We start from the raw sequence: 19,914 nt of genomic DNA on the forward strand, positions 1-19,914 counted from the left end.
CCACTGCGCCGATGGTACTGCACTCGTGAGGGTGTGGGAGAGTAGGTCACCGCCGGACTTAACTTAATAAAGATGAATGTTGGTTTGAGGCCCTAACCTTTTGGTTGGGGCCTCACCTGTTTAACCACCAACGGTGGGTTGGTTGCTGATTGTCGGCCGCTGATTGCTGGTTGGTAGGGGGTTGAGCTGAAGCTCGACCCCCTTTTTTCCTGTTTAAAGAACTGGTGGCAGGTGCCGGCTTATGGGCCTACAACCGTGGGACATCGGTGTTTGCTGGATTTCACCAAGTGCCTGGAACGATCTCCTGTACTTTCCTGTAGCGTTCAAGCTGCGTTCTCCGGAGGTGATTATCCGACTTTTGGTGTTGAACCGGCCGGAACGAAGAACTTTCGTACTCGGTATGTTGCTTTCCACTGAGTGTCTTACCACAATGGCACTCTTTCTCTATTGTGTGAGTCCATACTCCCGTAGACTGGAATTTAGTTGTTCGTGCCTATAGAGCACGCTGATTAATTAATAGTGAAGTGCATCGTGTGAGCGATCACGAAGGTTGCGGTATCGAGATTGCCGCTGAAGGGGACATTAAATGTCTAACGAATTCCGCCGTAATTCCGACACCGGACGAGGCGACTTCCGGAACTCAGATTCAAACCGCAACAATTCAGGTAACGACGGATTCAAACGTCGTGATGATCGTGGTGGTTTCAAGCGCAACGATGATAACCGTGGCGAACGCCGCGATGATAACCGCGGTGGCTTCAAGGGCAACGACGATCGCGGTGGCTTCCGTGGCGAACGCCGCGATGATAACCGCGGTGGTTTCAAGGGCAACGACGATCGCGGTGGCTTCCGTGGCGAACGCCGCGATGATAACCGCGGTGGTTTCAAGGGCAACCACGATCGCGGTGGCTTCCGTGGCGAACGCCGCGATGATAACCGCGGTGGTTTCAAGCGTGATGACAACCGTGGTGGCTTCAAGGGCAACGACGATCGCGGTGGCTTCCGTGGCGAACGCCGCGATGATAACCGCGGTGGTTTCAAGCGTGATGACAACCTTGGTGGCTTCAAGGGCAATGACGATCGTGGCGGATTCAAGCGCAACGAAGACCGTGGTGGATTCCGTGGCGAGCGTCGCGACGACAACCGCGGTGGCTTCAAGGGCAATGACGATCGCGGTGGTTTCAAGCGCGATGATAACCGTGGTGGATTCCGTGGCGAGCGTCGCGATGACAACCGCGGTGGCTTCAAGCGTAATGATGACCGTGGCGAGCGTCGCGATGACAACCGCGGTGGTTTCAAGCGTAATGATGACCGTGGCGAGCGTCGCGATGACAACCGCGGTGGCTTCAAGCGTGATGATAACCGCGGTGGTTTCAAGCGTAATGATGACCGTGGCGGTTTCAAGCGTGATGATAACCGCGGTGGTTTCAAGCGTAATGATGACCGTGGCGGTTTCAAGCGTGATGATAACCGCGGTGGTTTCAAGGGCAACGATGACCGTGGTGGATTCCGTGGCGAACGCCGCGACGACAACCGCGGTGGCTTCAATCGCGACGACAACCGTGGCGGTTTCAAGGGTAATGACGATCGCGGTGGCTTCAAGCGCGACGAGAACCGTGGCGGATTCCGTGGCGAGCGTCGCGACGACAACCGTGGCGGTTTCAAGGGTAATGACGATCGCGGTGGCTTCAAGCGCGACGAGAACCGTGGCGGATTCCGTGGCGAGCGTCGCGACGACAACCGCGGTGGATTCAAGCGCGACGAGAACCGTGGTGGATTCCGTGGCGAACGCCGTGATGATGATCGTGGCTTCAAGCGCAACGATGACCGTGGCAACTTCCGCAAGGATGATCGTTCGAATGGGGATCGCCCAGCGCGCACTCCACGTTTCGAAGATCCACGCGGCGAGGCAGTTCGCGCTCACAACCCAGGCGATCTTCGTATCTCCAACCGTGCAGACCGCTCCCAGTCACCAGATATCGATGAGGACGTTACCGGTAAAGAGCTGGACCGCGTCGCTCGCGCCCAGCTGCGTTACCTCGAAGAGCGTTCTGCAAGCTGGGTAGCTAAGCACCTAGTTATGGCTGGCCGTTTGCTCGAAGAAGATCCAGAATTGGCTTACGAGCACACCTTGGCAGCTTCCCGTCGTGGTGGCCGCGTGGCAGTAGTGCGTGAAGCAGTGGGAATTGCTGCTTACCACGCCGGCAAATACGCCGATGCTTTGCGCGAACTGCGCACCCACCGTCGTATCTCCGGTTCGGATTACAACCTGCCGCTGATCGCCGACTCGCTGCGCGCCCTGGGTCGTCCAGAAAAGGCTATTGAGTTGGCTCACTCTGAAGAATCTGCGAACCTCGAAGCCGCTGTAAAGGTTGAGATGCAGATTGTTTCGGCTGGCGCTCACGGTGACTTGGGCAAGCTAGATGAAGCATTGGCTGAGCTGGAATCCTTGGAACAGCTGAACTTCAACCGCGCGTTCTCCTTCAGCCCACGTCTGTTCACCGCATACGCCGATCTGCTTTCGGCTGCCGGTCGTACCGAAGACGCACAGCGTTGGAACGAGCAGGTCGTTGTGGCCGAGAACGCTCTGGGCATTGAGCACGAAACCGAATCGTTCATCATGGACCTTGCTCCAGAAATGGATGAGGAAGAGGACGAAACTCCTCGTGCCAAGGACCTGATCGAATCCGGTGACGAAGACCAGGATGCTGACGAAGCTGAAGAAGCAGACGCTGACGAAGCCGAAGAAGCTGACGAAGTTGAAGCTGCTGAAACCGGCATCGACGAAGAAGACGGCTTGACCGAGGTTAGCGAGTCCGACACGGAAGTCGAAACCACTGAGGTTGAAGACGACTCCGCCAAGTAAGCTGTGGCAGTAGTAGTCATAAACAACAAGTAGTAGGAACCCCCACCGAATGCTGATCTCTGGATTTGATTCTGTCCTCTCCGACCTTGACGGTGTCGTCTACGCTGGCCCTGATGCCATCGACGATGCGGTCCAGTCGCTGAACACCCTCGCGGAAGTGAACGTCACTTTGGCGTTCATTACCAACAATGCGGGGCGTTCACCGATGTCTGTCGCAGCGCACCTGCGGCAGCTAGGAGTTAAGACGAGCGCCGAGCAGATATTCGGTTCCGCTGATGCCGGAGCCGAAATGCTCGCCCGCGAATTAAATCCAGGATCCAAGGTTTTGGTGGTGGGCTCCCCCTACCTGCGTGAATGCATTGCCGTTCGCGGACTGGAAGTGGTCGAATCGCACGCTGATCAACCCGTTGCGGTGATTCAGGGATTCGATCCGGATTTGTCGTGGAAAAATTTGGCTGAGGCCTCCTACGCCATTAACAACGGTGCGATGTGGGTAGCCACCAACACCGACCTGACCATTCCCCGCGCTGAAGGTATCGCGCCGGGCAACGGTTCGCTGGTCAACGCGGTTAAGCTAGCCACAGGTAGCGAGCCGAAGGTGGCTGGTAAGCCTGAATCGTACCTCTTTGCTAGGGCTGCGGACCGTTTGGATTCAAAGCGCCCGTTGGTTGTCGGTGACCGATTGGATACCGATATTCTCGGTGGTTTCCGTGCTGGATTCTCCACCGTGTTGGTCCTGACCGGCGTTGATTCCCCGCGCACCGCGCTTGGTGCCCCCATGGATCAGCGTCCAAACTACCTTATTAATACGCTGGCCGATCTGTACCGCCCGTACCCAACCATCAAGGTTCTTGGCTACGGAGTACAGGTAGGCGACGCGGTGGCCAAGATTGATGCTGGGGCCATCGAAGTTGCCGGCAGCGAATCAGATCTGAACGCATGGCGCGCAGCCTGCCACGCTTGGTGGTTGGCCCACCCACGCCAAGCTGGTCACGAAGAACCAGAAATTCGCTTCACCGAGCGTGGGCTCGATACCCTGCGCCGGGTTCGGAGCTAAAGGTGCTGCCACACAATTCGCAGCCGGCCCCCGGCCCGCATGGCGTTAACGATTCACAGGTCGAGCAGGTACTTTCCTCCTTGGCAGATCATGACATTACCGAGCACGCTGGGATCTACGAGCACCTGCTCAATGGTTTACAGCAGGAGCTCAATCGAACGGAGCAGGGCCGATGAATCGGGTAGACCAAGAACTTCTCACCCGCGGACTAGCACGTTCGCGCACCGAAGCTGGCAAACTATTGGCAGAAGGCCGTGTACTACTGGCCGGTGAGCCGGTGACCAAGGCTTCCAAAAAGGTGTCGGACACCGACGAACTAACGTTGGTACCTACCGACGGTGAAGAGTACGTCTCGCGCGCAGGGTATAAACTCGCCGGCGCACTAGATGTATTTACGACTATTAATCCCGAGGGGTTGCGCTGCCTAGATGCTGGCGCCTCAACCGGTGGATTCACCGACGTACTGTTGCGCCGCGGGGCAAAGCATGTGGTCGCAGCGGATGTTGGCCATGATCAGTTGGTCACCGAGATCCGCGAAGACCCACGCGTCTCGGTGCACGAAGGTCTGAATGCAAGGTACCTGACTCCCGAAGATATCGGGGGAGTTGTCGACCTCGTAGTAGCCGACTTGTCCTTTATATCCTTGCGACTGGTCGTTGATGCCTTGGCCGGGGCGACCCAGCCTGGCGGCTCGTTGGTCCTTATGGTTAAACCGCAATTCGAAGTAGGTCGTGAGCTGCAAAACCGCACGGGTGTGATCAGCGATCCGCAGCTACGCCAGTCAGCGGTTGAAGCGGTGATCGCCAGCGCGAAGACAGCAGGGCTGAACTTGCGCGGTTTGGCACGCAGTCCGCTTCCTGGTCGAGACGGCAACATTGAGTTCTTCCTTTGGCTTGTAGCCGAAGAAGACGTACAGGCACCCGATGTTCCGCCGATCTGGCACAACGTTGACTATTCTTAGAAGTGAAGTGCATTAGCCGGGGTCGAACGCCACGGTCATTTTGCGTCTCACGATCCTGAGAGGGGCCGCCCGCCTTGCGTCGAATCCTAGTCTTCACTCATACCGGACGCCAAGAAGCGGTTGCCGCAGCCATTGAAACTTGCTCGCTACTTGCCTCCGCCGGCGCGATGAGCGTTATGCGCCGCAAAGACTACGGAGCGATGATCGACGCAGTCGGGTCCATCATCGAACCCATCGAGATCCTTGGTGAAGATTGCCAGATCGAAGATGTTGATCTTGGGGTGGTTTTGGGCGGAGACGGATCGGTACTGCGTGCAGCCGAGTTGGTTCGCCAAGCACCACTGCCGTTGGTGGGCGTAAACCTCGGGCACGTGGGTTTCCTTGCGGAGGCCGAGCGCACCGAACTGGCCGCGACGGTTGATGCCCTAGTCAATCAGGCCTACACGGTCGAAGAACGCATGACCATCGACGTGAAAGTCTGGCTCGACAACGTCTGCCTGGCACAAACCTGGGCGCTGAACGAAGCGGCAGTGGAGAAAGCCAATCGGGAACGCATGGTCGAAGTCGTGATCGAGGTTGACGGCCGACCCATTTCAACCTTTGGCTGCGACGGCGTCGTCATGGCAACCCCTACTGGCTCCACCGCCTATTCATTCTCCGCCGGCGGCCCAGTGGTCTGGCCAGATGTAGCAGCGCTGATCATGGTGCCAATTTCTGCCCACGCGCTGTTTGCCAAGCCACTGGTGGTTTCCCCAGATTCGGTGATGGCAGTGGAAATGCTGACCCGCACAGACGCCGGTGCGGTGCTCTGGTGCGACGGACGACGCACGATCGAACTTCCGCCCGGAGCTCGAGTAGAAGTAACCCGTAGCGATTGCCCGGTCTACCTGGCTCGACTGAACACCACTCCCTTCTCCGAGCGACTAGTTAACAAGTTTGAGCTGCCGATCGCCGGTTGGCGAGGTCCAGCTGATGAGCAATCGCGCCGACCTGCGACCTCGTCGCTGCCGGTGATTGGCTCTGGGGTGCAGAGTATTGAACCGCACTATCGTGATGAGCCCGGAATTCCGATGGTGGCTCGGCCTGAAACGAACGGCGACTAACCGCGCAAAGGCAAAAAACTTTTCCACACTCTCGAACATAGTTGCGAAAATCGTGATTAGAACACATATACTAAGTTCGCACGGTACGACTTGAACGCGACCTTCGGGAGTAGGCAATGATTCAGGAAATCCAGATCTCCAACCTTGGTGTGATTACCGAGGCGACCCTGCCACTGGGGCCGGGGCTGACTGTTGTCACCGGTGAAACCGGTGCCGGCAAGACCATGGTGATTACTGCCCTGTCCTTACTGCTAGGGCGTCGTGCAGATGCCGGAGCTGTGCGCAACGGTGCAAAGCACGCTCTGGCCGAAGCTGTCGTTCACCTTCCGCCGGATCATCACGTTCTTGACGCCGCCGGCCAAGCAGGTGCATTCATCGAGCCCGCCGGTGAGCAAAGTGAGCTGTTGATTTCGCGCTCGCTTTCCGCGCAGGGACGCTCGCGTGCCACCATTGGCGGACGTAGCGCGCCGGTTGGGCTACTCGCGGAGTTGGGGCATGACCTCGTAGCGGTGCACGGCCAATCTGACCAGATTCGCCTCAAAGAGCCGGTTGCACAACGCGATGCACTGGATCGTTTTGCCGGCCAATCCCTAGCTCGGACCTTGAGCAACTATCAACGTTCCTACCGCCAATGGCGCGCGGTCACCAAAGAACTAGCAAATCTGAAGACGGAATCGCGCAATCGAGTGCGCGAAGCGGAAAACCTCAGACTGGCCTTGGTGGAGATTGACGAGTTGGACCCGCAGCCGGGCGAAGATGAAACCTTGCGCGAGCAGTCGATGAAATTGGGCAACGTTGAGTCCTTGCGTTCGGCCAGCCAGCAAGCGCAGACCGTTATTGACTCCGAGGACTTTGAAAACCCTGGGGTGACCACGCTGGCTGAGACGGCTAGGGGAGTGCTCGCCCAGGCCAGCGACGATGATCCAGTGTTAGCTTCCTTTGTTGAACGGGCGGCGGAACTTGGCATCCTCGCTTCCGAATTATCCAGTGACCTCGCTGCCTACGTAGCCGACCTGGATGAGGAAGGACCGGAGCGTCTTGCACAGATCGAGGCGCGACGTGCGGATCTGAACAAGCTCATGCGTAAATACGCGCCGAGCATCGATGAGGTCATCAGCTGGGCTGTCGAGGCTCGCACTCGACTGGAACAGCTCGGGGGCGATGACTCACGCATCGAAGAGCTGGAAAGTGAAGTGGTGGAGCTAGAGCATCGTGTCGCTTCTTTGGCCTCCGAGCTTTCCGAGTCCCGCCGAAAAGCCGCCAAGAAGCTTTCGAGCCAGGTCTCCGCGGAACTCAAAGCGTTGGCCATGCCTGATGCAAAGCTCGTCATCGAAGTTACTGAATTGGATGAGCCGGGGGCGTTCGGACAGGACGGAATCTCGATGCTCCTGGCCCCACACGCTGGTGCGTCTGCTCGACCATTGGGCAAGGGTGCCAGTGGCGGTGAGCTCTCACGCGTCATGCTGGCCATTGAGGTCGTGCTTGCTGCCGTAGACCCAGTGCCCACATTCGTCTTTGATGAAGTCGACCAAGGCGTAGGCGGCAAGGCTGCTGTGGCCATTGGTGAGCGACTGGCGATGCTCGCAAGGCACGTGCAGGTTATCGTCGTGACGCACCTGCCGCAGGTTGCTGCTTATGCGGATCGGCATATTCGCGTTATCAAGAACTCCGATACCAAGGCGAAGGCCGGTTCCGGGTACACCGCCAGCGACGTTATCAGTCTTGATCAGGACGCGCGTGTTAAAGAATTGGCGCGCATGTTGGCAGGGCAAGAAGAATCAGACACGGCGCAGGCCCACGCAGAAGAATTGCTGTCGGAAGCGCAGCTTCTAGTGTCATCGCTCACCACTGCTAAGTAAATATTTGGCTAAAAGTCTTGGTGAAGCCCTGTTTTACGGCGTTGCTATGGCATCGCGTGATGGTGCACTAGAGTTTTAGAAGGATGCGAAATATTGGAATGGTGATAGGATGAAATCCCGTGATGCAGCGTAATTCAACTCGTGATTCTCGGTCGTCTGAAACGACAAAGCATATCTTCGTCACCGGCGGTGTGGCCTCTTCCCTTGGTAAGGGATTGACGGCATCCAGCCTTGGTCACCTACTTCGGGCTCGTGGTCTCTCAGTGACCATGCAGAAGCTCGACCCGTACCTGAACGTCGATCCAGGTACCATGAACCCATTCCAGCACGGTGAAGTCTTCGTTACTGACGATGGCGCTGAAACCGATCTGGATATCGGACACTACGAACGCTTCTTGGATGAAAACCTTCCAGGAACTGCTAACGTAACTACCGGTCAGGTTTACTCCACCGTTCTCGAACGTGAACGCCGTGGTGAATACTTGGGCGATACCGTCCAGGTCATCCCTCACATTACCGATGAAATCAAGCGCCGTATGCGCTTGGCAGCTACTGACCCGATCGAGGGTAAGTCGGCTCCTGACGTAATCATCACTGAAATTGGTGGCACCGTTGGTGACATCGAATCTCAGCCATTCCTTGAAGCCGCGCGTCAGGTCCGCCAGGACATTGGCCGCAAGAACGCGTTCTTCGTTCACGTCTCATTGGTGCCGTTCATCGGTCCTAGCCACGAACTGAAGACTAAGCCAACCCAGCACTCAGTTGCTGCTTTGCGTTCAATTGGTATTCAGCCAGACTCCTTGGTGATCCGTTCGGATCGTCCAATTCCTGCTGAGATGCGTGCGAAGTTGGGACGTACCTGCGACGTTGATACCGAGGCGGTCATCAACTGTGCAGATGCGCCAAGCATCTACGACATCCCTAAGGTCATTCACGCACAGGGCTTGGACGCATACATCGTTCAGACTCTGGAAATGAAGTTCCGCGACGTTGACTGGACCTCGTGGGATCGTCTGCTTGACGTCGTACACAACCCAAGCACCGAACTGACCGTAGCCTTGGTCGGCAAGTACATCGACCTTCCAGATGCTTACCTTTCGGTAACGGAAGCTTTGCGTGCCGGCGGATTCGCTAACAATGCCAAGGTCAACATCCGTTGGGTACCTGCAGATGATTGCGCCACCGAGGCCGGTGCTGCCAAGGCACTAGCCGGGGTAGAAGCAATTTGCGTTCCTGGTGGCTTCGGCATCCGCGGACTTGAAGGCAAGCTTGGCGCCCTGCGCTTTGCTCGTGAAAATAAGCTGCCAACCTTGGGCCTATGCCTTGGTCTGCAGTCGATGGTCATCGAGTATGCGCGTAACGTCGCAGGACTTGAAGGGGCCTCGTCCACCGAGTTTGATCCAGAAACCAGCACCCCAGTTATTGCAACTATGGAAGAACAGCTGGCAATTGTTGATGGCAAGGGCGATCTTGGCGGCACCATGCGACTGGGTCTCTATGAGGCAAAGTTGGCTGAAGGTTCCGTACTGGCCGAAACCTATGGCAAGACCGATGTCGCCGAGCGCCATCGTCACCGTTACGAAGTTAACAACGCTTACCGCGCGCAGCTTGAAGAAGCAGGTCTGGTCTTCTCCGGAACCTCACCTGATGGCAGCTTGGTCGAGTTTGTTGAACTGCCAAAGGACGTACACCCTTACTACGTCTCCACGCAGGCTCACCCAGAGCTTTCCAGCCGTCCAACCCGACCACACCCAATGTTTGCGGGTCTGGTTGAGGCTGCTCTGTCGCAGCGTAGCTAGTAGTTCTCTTGCGGGGTGAAAACTCTGCAGACAAATGCGCGCCGGTCACTCTTGACCGGCGCGTTGCTGTTTAAGCTGGAGAATGCAGTCCAGCAATTACCGACCGAAGGACGAACCCGGTGCAGACGCCTCCGATTTCTGATGAATTTTCTCCGCGCGAACTATTGGCCCGAGAAACCCTATATCAAGGCCGAATCTGGAACGTGATTCACGATTCGGTAAAGCTGTCTGAAACCGGCGGAACCATCGAACGCGACTACATCGATCACCCAGGAGCGGTGAGCGTACTGGTGATGGACGAAGAAGAACGAGTGCTGATGATCAATCAGTACCGTCACCCAGTCGGAATGCGTTTATGGGAGATCCCGGCAGGTCTATTGGACGTCGAAGGGGAACTCCCACTAGATGGCGCCAAACGTGAGCTCTGGGAAGAAGCCGATCGAACGGCAGAGCAATGGTCCATTCTGACCGACGTGTTCCTCAGCCCTGGATCCTCAGCCGAAGCAGTACGCGTGTATTTGGCTCGTGAGCCAAAGCTCGCCCCCGAAGATCAGCGTCACCTACGAACTGAAGAAGAAGCCGAGATGATCAGCGCCTGGGTGCCACTGCAGGATGCTGTGGCAGCAGTATTGTCGGGCAAGATCCACAATCCGACGGCGATGATCGCAATTTTGGCGGCGCAAGCGGCCCGCGCAGACAACTATGCGAACCTGCGAGAAGCTAACGAACCATTCGATGTGCATCCATACCTGCGCCAGGGATGAGCGGAAAGTTTGAGCGTGCTGTAAACCGTTACCTGCAGCACTTAGCAATCGAGCGAGGTCTGGCCGAAAACACGCTCGACTCTTATCGCCGGGACCTTAACCGCTATACGGCCGCACTGTGCTCCTATGGGGTCCTCGATCCGCAGGACATCACCGAAGCTACGATTAGCGGTTATCTGCAGGAGCTGTCCCGAGGCGATGAAGAGCATCAGGCTTTGGGTGCGCGATCGGTGGCCAGACATGCAGTGGCGATCCGGCAGGTTCATAAGTACTGGGAGCTAGAAGGGATTTGCGCGCCCAATCCAGCACGCGAAATTCAACCGCCCACCATCGGTGCGTCGCTACCGAAGGCAATTTCCATCTCTCAAGTCACCAAATTGCTTGACTCGATCAATACCGAAACTCCAGCCGGACTTCGCGATCGGGCGATTCTTGAATTCCTATACGCCACCGGAGCACGAATTTCTGAAGTTGTTGATCTGGATGTTGACGATCTGCACTTCGCCGATGATGCGGTCGTGAGGCTTTTTGGTAAGGGCTCAAAGGAGCGGATCGTGCCAGTAGGCGGATATGCCCAGCGAGCCGTCAGTGACTACCTGGTGCGTTCGCGCCCGGGGCTGGCAGCCAAGGGCAAAGGAACTCCGGCGCTGTTTTTGAACCAGCGCGGCGGCAGACTCTCCCGCCAATCAGTGTGGCTCTTACTTAGCAAAGCAGCGCAGCGGGCCGGCATCACCGGTGACGTATCTCCGCATACGATGCGCCATTCCTTTGCTACGCACCTCTTAGAAGGTGGAGCTGACGTAAGGGTGGTCCAAGAGCTTCTTGGTCACGCTTCGGTGACAACAACGCAGATCTATACCAAGGTGAGCGTTGATTCCTTGCGTGAGGCCTACCAACTGGCTCACCCGAGGGTGAACTAAAAATGCCGAATAGTCTGGCGTCCAATTCTGCTCGGCAAATAGCGCTGGTTGCCCTGACCGATGAGCGCGAGGGCCGAGTTCACGTTCTGTTGGGACGCAAGCTGCGCGGGTTTGGCCAAGGAAAGATCGTGCTTCCCGGCGGAAAAGTTGAGGCAGGCGAGAGCTGTGTGGATGCCGCGATTCGTGAGTTTCGCGAGGAAACTGGACTTGAGGTTGTGTCCGAAGATTTAGAGTTGTCAGCTCAGATCAACTTCAGATTCAGCGCCCTTGAATCTGCGAATATGGACTGCACTACATTCGTCACCCGCCGTGCGTCGGGAGAAGCATTAGTTAGCGATGAACTTCAGCCACTCTGGGTGGATCCACAACGCCTTCCCATTGAACACATGTGGCAGGACTCGCCTTTGTGGTTACCAAAGTTGGTCGCCGGGGAGAAGTTTACTGCGACGATTGTGCTGGCTGCGGATAATGCATCGGTACAAAGTATCCACATTGAGCCTTGGACTTAGCCTGCCACGTGGGACCGAGTCTTAGCGGCTAATCCTCGTCAGGTTCGAAGACCAGCAGATCGCCAGGCTGGCACGCTAGTTCTCGGCAGAGCGCTTCAAGGGTGGTGAATCGCACTGCTTTGGCTCGACCGTTTTTGAGAACTGCAAGATTTGCTGGGGTAATGCCGATTTTCTCCGATAGCTCACCCACGGCCATCTTCCGCTTGGCCAACATGACGTCGATATCTACTCGAATCCCCATTAGATAACCTCGCCGAGTTCCGTGCGCAGCTGCGCGGCCTGTTCCAGAAGGTGGCGCAGAACGAGAACGATGAAGCTGATGCCGATCATAAGAACCCCAGCGCCACCGATCAGAAGCACGATGCCTGGTGCGATTTCTGAACTGCTGGCAAAAATTGCCGCCAGGGTGAATGTGGCCAGCGCACCAATAACAAATGCGAAGATGATCGGTGAAACGTAGCGTAGCGAGGCCGGATCAAACACGGTTCCGCGTCTCACCCGAGTGGCGAGCTTCCACACACAGTAGACGCAGGCTTCGATGATGAGCCCGGCAATGAACAAGTAGGCCAGAAATGATCCGCTGACTAGGCGTTCGGCTCCGGTTCCGGGGGAGTCGTTGAAGATGATCATAGGGATCATGCCAAATTGCACAAAGAGCGCGCCGGCGGTAGCGATGGCCAGAATGATCTTAAGGCAGAGAATGCTGAGTTTGCCCATGCCGAACGAACCTATCGTTAGTCGAAATTATTCTATCGTTAAACGATAGGTGCGATCGGGGTTGAGCGCAAGTTCGCATGGCGCAAAAAAGCCATCGAGTCAACGCTGTGAAGCGTGGACCCGATGGCCCCGAGCTGATTTGAGCGTACTAGAGCGCGCGCTGATCCTCACCGTTGTAAGCGGAGAGTGGGCGAATCAGCGCGTTGGCTGCACGCTGCTCGAAGATATGGCTCGTCCATCCGGTGATGCGCGCCGCGATAAAAATCGGGGTGAACATTTCGGTGTCGAATCCCATCAGGTGATAGGTGGGGCCGGCGGGGTAGTCGAGGTTTGGCTTGATGGCCTTTGCCTCGTCCATGGCCGCTTCAAGACCGTCATACAGTCCGAGCATTTCTTGCCGGCCATAGTGCTCGATCATGCGATCGAGCGCGGCCTTCATGGTCGGTACGCGCGAGTCACCGTGCTTATAAACCCGGTGACCAAAGCCCATGACCTTCTTCTTGTTGGCCAGTGCGTCTTCCATCCAGGTCTTGGCACGCTTGGCGGCGTCCTCGCGAGATTCTTCCTTGTTGATGCCAATCTCATTAAAGGTGTGCATCACCGCTTCGTTCGCTCCACCGTGCAGCGGGCCCTTGAGTGCGCCAATGGCACCGGTGACCGCCGAATGCAGATCCGAAAGGGTTGAAGTAATCACGCGGGCGGTGAAGGTCGAGGCGTTAAAGGAGTGCTCCGCGTAGAGCACCATGGAGACACGGAACGCGTCGATCACCTCGGGTGCGGCTTCCTCGCCGAATGTCATCCACAAGAAGTTTGCTGAGTAGTCCAGATCTTCGCGCGGAGCAACTGCTTCTTGTCCACGACGTCGGCGCTGATCGTAGGCAACAACCGCCGGGAATGCCGCGAAAAGCTCTTTGGCTTTGCGCAGTTCGGCTTCGGGTGAGGAGTCTTGCGCCTGCGGGTGATTGGCACCGATGACGGATACCGCGGTACGGCCGACGTCCATCGGGTGGCAATCGGTAGGCAGCAAATCGATAGCGGCCTTCACCCGTGGATCCAGGGCGCGGTTGGCGCGTTCAAAGGCGCTGAATTCGGTCAGCTCGCTTTGGGAAGGCAATTCACCGCTCCACAACAGCAGGGCAACCTCTTCGAAGGACTTGCTGGCCGCCAGATCTTGCACTGGATAACCGCGATACAGTAGCGAATTTGTTTCCGGGTTGACCTTGGAGACGGCGGTGTAGTCAACGACGACGCCTGCTAGGCCCTTTTTGATGTCCTCGGTGGTAGTCATTCTTGCTCCTCTTCATTGCCGGAGTACTAATGCGTTGGGTGCGCCGACCGGATGTGCCGGTCGGCGCAGGTCCTAATTTGGTGCGAACCTAGAGGTTCGCGCTATTGGAATCAATGTCCAAGGTCGGAACCTGGAAGTTGAAAATACCGGTGTCGAAGCGGTTGTAAGCTTCATAGTCCACGAGCTCGTAGAGACGTGACCTAGTTAACATGTTATCCACTTCGCGCTGCTGAGTTCCATCTTCACTGATGGCATCAAGCACACGTTCGGCCGCTCCCATGGCACTGCGCAACAGGGTGACCGGGTAGATGATCAGCGCGACGCCGGCATCGGCCAGTTCCTGACGGTTGAACAGTTCGGATTTGCCGAACTCGGTCATATTCGCCAGCACCGGCACGTCAACGGCCTTGCATACGGCCTCAAATTCGGCGACGGATTTCATCGCCTCGGGGAAGATCGCATCCGCTCCGGCATCGACCATGGCTTTGGCGCGTTCAATCGCTGCGTCAAGACCGTCCACCGCCCGAATATCGGTGCGGGCCATGATCAGGAAGTTTGAATCGATCCGGGCATCGGCGGCGGCGGCAATACGCTTGAGCATGGTTTCGGTATCAACCACATTTTTGCCGTCCAGGTGGCCACAACGCTTGGGGTTGAACTGATCCTCAATGTGGCACCCGGCCAGACCCGCGTATTCAAGTTCCTGAATGGTGCGTGCCACGTTCATTGGTTCGCCAAATCCGGTGTCGGCATCCACGATGGAAGGCAGATCGGACATGCGGGCGATCTGCCCGGCGCGGGTGGCAACCTCGGTGAGGCTGGTCAACCCAATATCGGGCAGGCCCAGATCGTTAGCTAATACGGCACCCGAGATGTAGATGCCGTCGAATTGCTTTTCGCTGATGAGCTTGGCCGAGAGCGGGTTGAACGCTCCGGGGAACTGGCGGGCAGCACCCGGGGTGAGCATTTCGCGCAGTGCCTGACGCTTGACGGCAGGGGTTTTTGTGGAGTACAACATTTTAGAACAGACCCTTCGGTGCCGCAGCGGTGTTGATGACTCCATCAGCGGCTTGGATGTTCAGCTGGTCTAGCTCGCCGGCGCCAAGGTTTTCCAGGTTTTCTGCGGCCGCGATGAAGCGGTCGATCTCTGCCTCGTCAACCAGGCCGGTGGCCAGGGTGCGGAACTTGTTGATGTACTGATCACGAGCGAAGGGACGAGCGCCCAGTGGGTGTGCGTCGGCCACGGCGATTTCATCGGTGATCACGGTGCCATCGTTCAAGGTGATTTCCACCGAGCCGCCGAAGGCCTTTTCTGCGATGTCCAGCGAGTGGTAGCGGCGGGTCCACTCGAGATCTTCTTCGGTGGTGACCTTGTGCCACAGCTCAACGGTGTCGGCACGGCTGGCACGCTCTGGCGAGTAAGAATCCACGTGGTGCCACGCGCCGTCCTGCAGGGCCACGGTGAAGATGTACGGGATGGAGTGATCCAGGGTCTCGCGGCTGGCGGTCGGGTCGTACTTCTGTGGATCGTTGGCGCCGGAGCCGATGACATAGTGGGTGTGGTGGCTGGTCTTGATCAGTACCGAGGCCACGTTTTTAGGATCGGCTGCTTCTGGATGTTCGCCGTGCAACTTACGAGCCAAGTCGATCCAAGCCTGCGCCTGGTACTCGGCGGAGTGTTCCTTGGTGTAGGTATCCAAGATGGCCCGCTTCGCTTCGCCGGCTTCTGGAAGTGGCACTTCATAGGCGGCGTCCGCCCCGTCAAGCATCCAAGCGATGACGCCGTCTTCACCCTCGTAGATTGGCACTGGGGAAGTCTGTCCACGCATGGCGCGGTCCGCAGCTTCCACGGCCATCTTGCCGGCGAAGGCCGGGGCGTGCGCCTTCCAGGTGGAGATTTCGCCCTTGCGTGACTGGCGGGTAGCGGTGGTGGTGTGCAATCCCTGGCCCACAGCCTGGAAGATCGTCTCCAAATCCAAGCCGAGCAGGGTACCGATGCCGGCGGCTGCCGATGGGCCCAGGTGAGCCACGTGGTCGATCTTGTGCTTGTGCAGGCAGATGGCCTTGACCAGATCAACCTGAATTTCATAACCGGTGGCGATGCCGCGGATCAGGTCCTTACCCGATGCGCCGGTGTGCTGAGCGACGGCGAGGATCGGCGGGATGTTATCGCCCGGGTGGGAGTACTCGGCGGCCAAGAAAGTGTCGTGATAGTCCAGTTCACGCACGGCGACACCGTTGGCCCAAGCGGCCCACTCGGGGGAGACCTTTTCGGAAATGCCGAAGACCGAGGCACCGGATCCACCGGTGGATGGGGCGTGGGTTAGTGCCTGGGCGCGGGCAGCGATGATCGGCCCGCGGTTTAGCGAAGCAATGGCCACCGAGGCGTTGTCGATGATGCGGTTGATGATCATATCGGTCACTTCGGCAGTGACTTCAACCGGGTCGGTGGCAACCGCGGCAATTTTGTGGGCCAGCTGGTCTTCGCGGGCCAGCTTTACCTCGGAGCGGTAAACGCGTACTGGGTGCTTGATCATAGTGTCAGTGCCTTTCTGATCCGACCGCGTGGGCCATGATGTGGGTGAAGGATTGGTGCAGGTGAACTGTGGTGGCTGCCGCGGCGACTTCTGGATTTCCGCTGGCGATCGCCCGTGCGATGGCGGCGTGTTCACCGGCGGAGGCTTTAAGGCGATCCGGATTGTCCTTGGCTAAACGCCGTACCCGTTGCAGGTGAACCCGCAGGGTTCGCAGTGCATTGGATAGGTAGGTGTTGTCCGCTGCCTCGTCGATACTCTCGTCGAGCAACTGAACCAATTCGTAGTAAGCCTCGCGAGACCCCGGGATCGATACTTCATCGGCGGCTTGCTCAAAGCGCTGCGCCAATTGGGTGAAACCTTGGTTCTTCGGCGAGGTGGCAGCCGCTTTGGCGCTGGCGCATTCCAAAGCGACGCGTAGTACAAACAAGTCTTCTACGTGGTCTTCGCTGACCTCGGAGACGACGGTGCCGCGTCCTCTCTGTTGCACGGCCAGCCCGTCAGCAACCAGTCGGCCCAATGCTTCGCGAACCGGGGTTCGTGAAACTCCCAGGCGTTCTGACTGCTCAACTTCGCCAAGTACGGTGCCCGGAGCCAAGCGCCATTGAACAATGTCCGCTCGGAGGCTCTCGTAAACCTTGTCGCTTGCTCTCATGGCTCAAGTGTATACACAGAAGCGTCGAAAATGGGAGATCTTCCAAAATCTTGGCGAAACATTCGATATTTGTATACATAGACCTTGCAGTGGAGTGAGCTGGCTCATAGAGTTGTTAACGAGGGCGATCTCAGTCACCACGCAGATGTCGGGCAATGATGCCCGGTGTCAGGAGGAAAATCATGGCGCAGGAATACCGTCGGGCATTTGCCCAATCCACCACCGATCCATCGGCTTTCTGGCTTAAAGCCGCACAGGACATCCAGTGGGACTCATTCCCACACACCGCGATCGACGATTCGCGCAAACCGCTGTATTCCTGGTTCCCCGACGGGAAGCTGAACCTTTCGGTTAATGCGTTAGATCGCCATGTGGCTGCGGGGCGCGGAGAAAACACGGCGCTGATCTACGATTCCGCCATGCTCGAATCGGTGGAAACCTACAGCTACAAGCAGTTACTGCACGAAGTTGAAACTTTCGCCGGTGTGCTGGCTGCCAATGGTGTGGGTCTGGGGGACCGTGTACTGATCTACCTGCCGATGATCCCGCAAGCGGTGATCTCGATGTTGGCCTGCGCACGCCTCGGGGCTGTGCACTCGGTGGTCTTTGGTGGTTTTGCACCCAAAGAACTAGCTGCCCGCATCACTGACTGCGCCCCGGTGGCGGTGGTGACAGCTTCGGGCGGTATTGAGCCGAGTCGGCATATTGAATATTTGCCGGCCGTGGCCGAAGCCTTGTTGATGGCGCAGCCCGCTGTCAAGAATGTGATCGTCGCTCATCGTGAGGGATTTGAGCACACCGTGGCCGAGTACCAAGACCAAACGATCAACGGCCAAGACATCAATTGGCTGGACTGGGACCAACAGTGTGCCCAAGCCACCGGCGCCGCACCGGTGAGTGTGCCCTCAACCCATCCGCTCTACGTGCTCTATACCTCGGGCACCACCGGAGCACCCAAAGGGGTCGTGCGGGATACCGGCGGCTACGGCACGGCGCTGCAGTATTCGTTGAACGCCATCTACGACGTGCACCCCGGGGATACGATGTTCACCGCCTCCGATGTGGGCTGGGTTGTGGGCCACTCCTACATTGTGTACGCACCATTGATCGCGGGAGCGACCTCGGTGCTCTACGAAGGCAAACCCGTGGGCACCCCGGATGCCGGGGTCTTCGGCCGGATTATTCAGGACCATCAGGTCACCACGATGTTTACCGCACCGACCGCACTGCGCGCGGTGCGCAAGGCAGATCCGCAAGGGACCCTGATCGCCAGCCATGACCTGAGCAGCCTGCGTTCGCTCTTTGTTGCCGGCGAGCGCCTGGATCCTGATACTTATCAATTTGCCGTCAACCTGTTCGGCATCCCGGTGGTGGATAACTGGTGGCAGACCGAAACGGGATGGCCGATTGCTTCGAACCCGCTGGGGCTTGAAGAATTACCAGCCAAAGCGGGATCACCGACTACGCCTGTTCCGGGTTTTGCGGTGGAAATTCGTGACGCGATGGGCCAGGCGGTGCCTGCCGGACAAGAGGGCAATATTGTGGTGCGCCTGCCGTTGCCACCGGGAGCACTGAGCACTTTGTGGGGCAATGATCAGCGGTTTATCGACACCTACCTGAGCCAGATTGATGGCTGTTACCTGACCGGTGACTCCGGATACCTCGATGAAGATGGCTACCTGTTTGTGATGGGGCGGACCGATGACGTGATCAACGTATCCGGTCACCGCTTGTCCACCGGCGCCATGGAACAAGTGCTGGCCAGTCATCCGGCGGTGGCCGAATGCGCCGTGATCGGCTTGGCCGATGCGCTCAAAGGCCAACGAGCCAGCGGATATGTGGTGCTCAAATCCGGGGTCGAGGTTGACGACGAGGTACTGAAGAAGGAAATTGTGGCGCTGGTGCGAAAGCATATTGGTGCCGTGGCGGACTTCCGCGAGGTCACCGTGGTGGCGGCGTTGCCAAAAACGCGTTCGGGCAAAATTCTGCGTAAGACCATGCGCCAGATCGCCGATGGCAAGGACTATACGGTGCCCTCCACCATTGAAGACCCCGCGGTACTCGATGAGCTAATGCCGTTGCTGCGTCCGGGGCACTAGGGGCTGATCCAGATTAGTTAGTGATGCCAGAGGCCGCACGGTATTCATATTCCGGGCGGCCTCTGGTGCCATGTCGAGGCTGTTTGATGACGGCTTTGGAATCGAAGAGGTGCTCCAAATAGCGTCGTGCGGTCACCCGGGAGATCCCCAACTCTTCGCCTAGCTCGGTGGCAGAAAGACAACGCTCAGGCTGTCGAGCAAGGTGATCGGTAATTTGCGCCAGAGTTTCGGGGATCAACCCTTTAGGTAGGGAAACTGAGGCCGTGGAGGTGCGCAGCGCCGAAAAAGCGTTATCTAGGGCGGCCTGGCTGGTATCCGGTCCGGTGGAGCGAATGGTGGCGATAAAACGTCGATGGTTTTCTAACTTCTCGGTGAAGGCTGCAAAGGTGAAGGGCTTAATCAGATACTGGGTGATTCCGGTGGCTACCGCGGAACGGACCACCACAAGGTCGCGTACCGCGGTGATGGCAATGATGTCGGTGGTGAGCCCGCGCCCACGCATTCTTTTGGCGACGTCGATGCCGTGCAGATCGGGCAGGGTCATATCCAAAAGGACTAAGTCGAAGGGGGTACCTGAGCGTTGTGCACGGGTGAGTAGTGCCAGTGCTTCTTGGCCGTTGCCGGCGATAGCGCCGGTGGTGAAGCCGGGAACACGATTAACAAACTTTGCGTGTGAGGCGGCGGTTTCGGGTTCATCGTCCACCACGAGGACCACAATGTCTTGGCTGCCCACCGAGGTGCGAGGTGCAATGATGCGCGGATCTGGCATAAAAAACTCCTGAG

At 57.7% G+C, this 19,914-nt stretch carries 19 protein-coding genes; 11 read left to right on the top strand and 8 right to left on the bottom strand.

Annotated elements, in window-relative coordinates:
- Positions 1-661 precede the first annotated feature (661 nt).
- Positions 662-1,924, bottom strand: coding sequence for a hypothetical protein (locus tag EYR88_RS16115; protein ID WP_207306442.1), 1,263 nt, complete (start codon positions 1,922-1,924; stop codon positions 662-664).
- 156 nt (positions 1,925-2,080) lie between these two features.
- On the opposite strand from EYR88_RS16115, the gene EYR88_RS16120 reads away from it, so the two are divergent.
- The 10 genes from EYR88_RS16120 (at position 2,081) to EYR88_RS00045 (ending at position 11,838) form a co-directional block, all read left to right on the top strand.
- A complete protein-coding gene (locus EYR88_RS16120) occupies positions 2,081-2,866 on the top strand; it encodes a hypothetical protein (protein WP_207306443.1) in 786 nt (261 codons plus the stop codon).
- Positions 2,867-2,915: 49 nt separating this feature from the next.
- Positions 2,916-3,923 (top strand): HAD-IIA family hydrolase, encoded by a 1,008-nt coding sequence (locus EYR88_RS00010; RefSeq protein WP_131087706.1) that lies wholly within the window; start codon positions 2,916-2,918, stop codon positions 3,921-3,923.
- Positions 3,924-3,925: 2 nt separating this feature from the next.
- Positions 3,926-4,099 (top strand): hypothetical protein, encoded by a 174-nt coding sequence (locus EYR88_RS15960; protein WP_165477242.1) that lies wholly within the window; start codon positions 3,926-3,928, stop codon positions 4,097-4,099.
- On the top strand, positions 4,096-4,884 hold the full coding sequence (locus EYR88_RS00015; RefSeq protein ID WP_131087707.1) for a TlyA family RNA methyltransferase: 789 nt from the start codon (positions 4,096-4,098) through the stop codon (positions 4,882-4,884). The genes EYR88_RS15960 and EYR88_RS00015 overlap by 4 nt, the downstream gene beginning before the upstream one ends.
- Positions 4,885-4,958: 74 nt before the next feature.
- Entirely contained in the window at positions 4,959-5,987 is a 1,029-nt protein-coding gene (locus EYR88_RS00020) for an NAD kinase (protein WP_131087708.1), read from the top strand.
- A 116-nt stretch (positions 5,988-6,103) separates the two neighbouring features.
- Positions 6,104-7,846 carry a DNA repair protein RecN gene (recN, locus tag EYR88_RS00025; protein ID WP_131087709.1) on the top strand — a complete coding sequence of 581 codons (1,743 nt, stop codon included), beginning with the start codon at positions 6,104-6,106 and terminating at the stop codon, positions 7,844-7,846.
- A gap of 122 nt (positions 7,847-7,968) precedes the next feature.
- Positions 7,969-9,645 carry a CTP synthase gene (locus tag EYR88_RS00030; RefSeq protein WP_131089738.1) on the top strand — a complete coding sequence of 559 codons (1,677 nt, stop codon included), beginning with the start codon at positions 7,969-7,971 and terminating at the stop codon, positions 9,643-9,645.
- A 119-nt stretch (positions 9,646-9,764) separates the two neighbouring features.
- On the top strand, positions 9,765-10,409 hold the full coding sequence (locus EYR88_RS00035; protein WP_131087710.1) for an NUDIX hydrolase: 645 nt from the start codon (positions 9,765-9,767) through the stop codon (positions 10,407-10,409).
- A complete protein-coding gene (xerD, locus tag EYR88_RS00040; RefSeq protein WP_131087711.1) occupies positions 10,406-11,329 on the top strand; it encodes a site-specific tyrosine recombinase XerD in 924 nt (307 codons plus the stop codon). The genes EYR88_RS00035 and xerD overlap by 4 nt, the downstream gene beginning before the upstream one ends.
- Positions 11,330-11,331: 2 nt before the next feature.
- Entirely contained in the window at positions 11,332-11,838 is a 507-nt protein-coding gene (locus EYR88_RS00045) for an NUDIX domain-containing protein (RefSeq protein ID WP_131087712.1), read from the top strand.
- A 28-nt stretch (positions 11,839-11,866) separates the two neighbouring features.
- On the opposite strand, the gene EYR88_RS00050 is transcribed toward EYR88_RS00045, so the two are convergent.
- From EYR88_RS00050 to EYR88_RS00075, 6 genes are all read right to left on the bottom strand, one after another.
- Complete coding sequence (locus tag EYR88_RS00050; protein ID WP_131087713.1) at positions 11,867-12,079, bottom strand: helix-turn-helix transcriptional regulator; 213 nt, start codon at positions 12,077-12,079, stop codon at positions 11,867-11,869.
- Positions 12,079-12,555 carry a DUF2975 domain-containing protein gene (locus tag EYR88_RS00055; RefSeq protein WP_131087714.1) on the bottom strand — a complete coding sequence of 159 codons (477 nt, stop codon included), beginning with the start codon at positions 12,553-12,555 and terminating at the stop codon, positions 12,079-12,081. Before EYR88_RS00055 ends, EYR88_RS00050 begins: the two co-directional genes overlap by 1 nt.
- A 148-nt stretch (positions 12,556-12,703) precedes the next feature.
- Positions 12,704-13,843, bottom strand: a complete 1,140-nt coding sequence (locus EYR88_RS00060) for a bifunctional 2-methylcitrate synthase/citrate synthase (RefSeq protein WP_131087715.1) — start codon at positions 13,841-13,843, stop codon at positions 12,704-12,706.
- Between the two features lie 88 nt (positions 13,844-13,931).
- The gene (gene prpB, locus EYR88_RS00065; protein WP_131087716.1) at positions 13,932-14,861 is read right to left on the bottom strand and encodes a methylisocitrate lyase; all 930 of its coding nucleotides are present in this window, start codon (positions 14,859-14,861) and stop codon (positions 13,932-13,934) included.
- Between the two features lies 1 nt (position 14,862).
- A complete protein-coding gene (locus tag EYR88_RS00070; RefSeq protein WP_131087717.1) occupies positions 14,863-16,380 on the bottom strand; it encodes an MmgE/PrpD family protein in 1,518 nt (505 codons plus the stop codon).
- 4 nt (positions 16,381-16,384) lie between these two features.
- Positions 16,385-17,032 carry a GntR family transcriptional regulator gene (locus tag EYR88_RS00075; RefSeq protein WP_131087718.1) on the bottom strand — a complete coding sequence of 216 codons (648 nt, stop codon included), beginning with the start codon at positions 17,030-17,032 and terminating at the stop codon, positions 16,385-16,387.
- Positions 17,033-17,214: 182 nt separating this feature from the next.
- Between EYR88_RS00075 and EYR88_RS00080 the strand changes: the two genes are divergently transcribed.
- On the top strand, positions 17,215-19,131 hold the full coding sequence (locus tag EYR88_RS00080) for an AMP-binding protein (RefSeq protein ID WP_131087719.1): 1,917 nt from the start codon (positions 17,215-17,217) through the stop codon (positions 19,129-19,131).
- Between the two features lie 13 nt (positions 19,132-19,144).
- On the opposite strand, the gene EYR88_RS00085 is transcribed toward EYR88_RS00080, so the two are convergent.
- Complete coding sequence (locus EYR88_RS00085; protein ID WP_131087720.1) at positions 19,145-19,900, bottom strand: response regulator; 756 nt, start codon at positions 19,898-19,900, stop codon at positions 19,145-19,147.
- Between the last annotated feature and the right edge of the window lie 14 nt (positions 19,901-19,914).

The organism is Arthrobacter sp. S41 (genome assembly GCF_004320535.1).
Taxonomy (GTDB): domain Bacteria; phylum Actinomycetota; class Actinomycetes; order Actinomycetales; family Micrococcaceae; genus Glutamicibacter.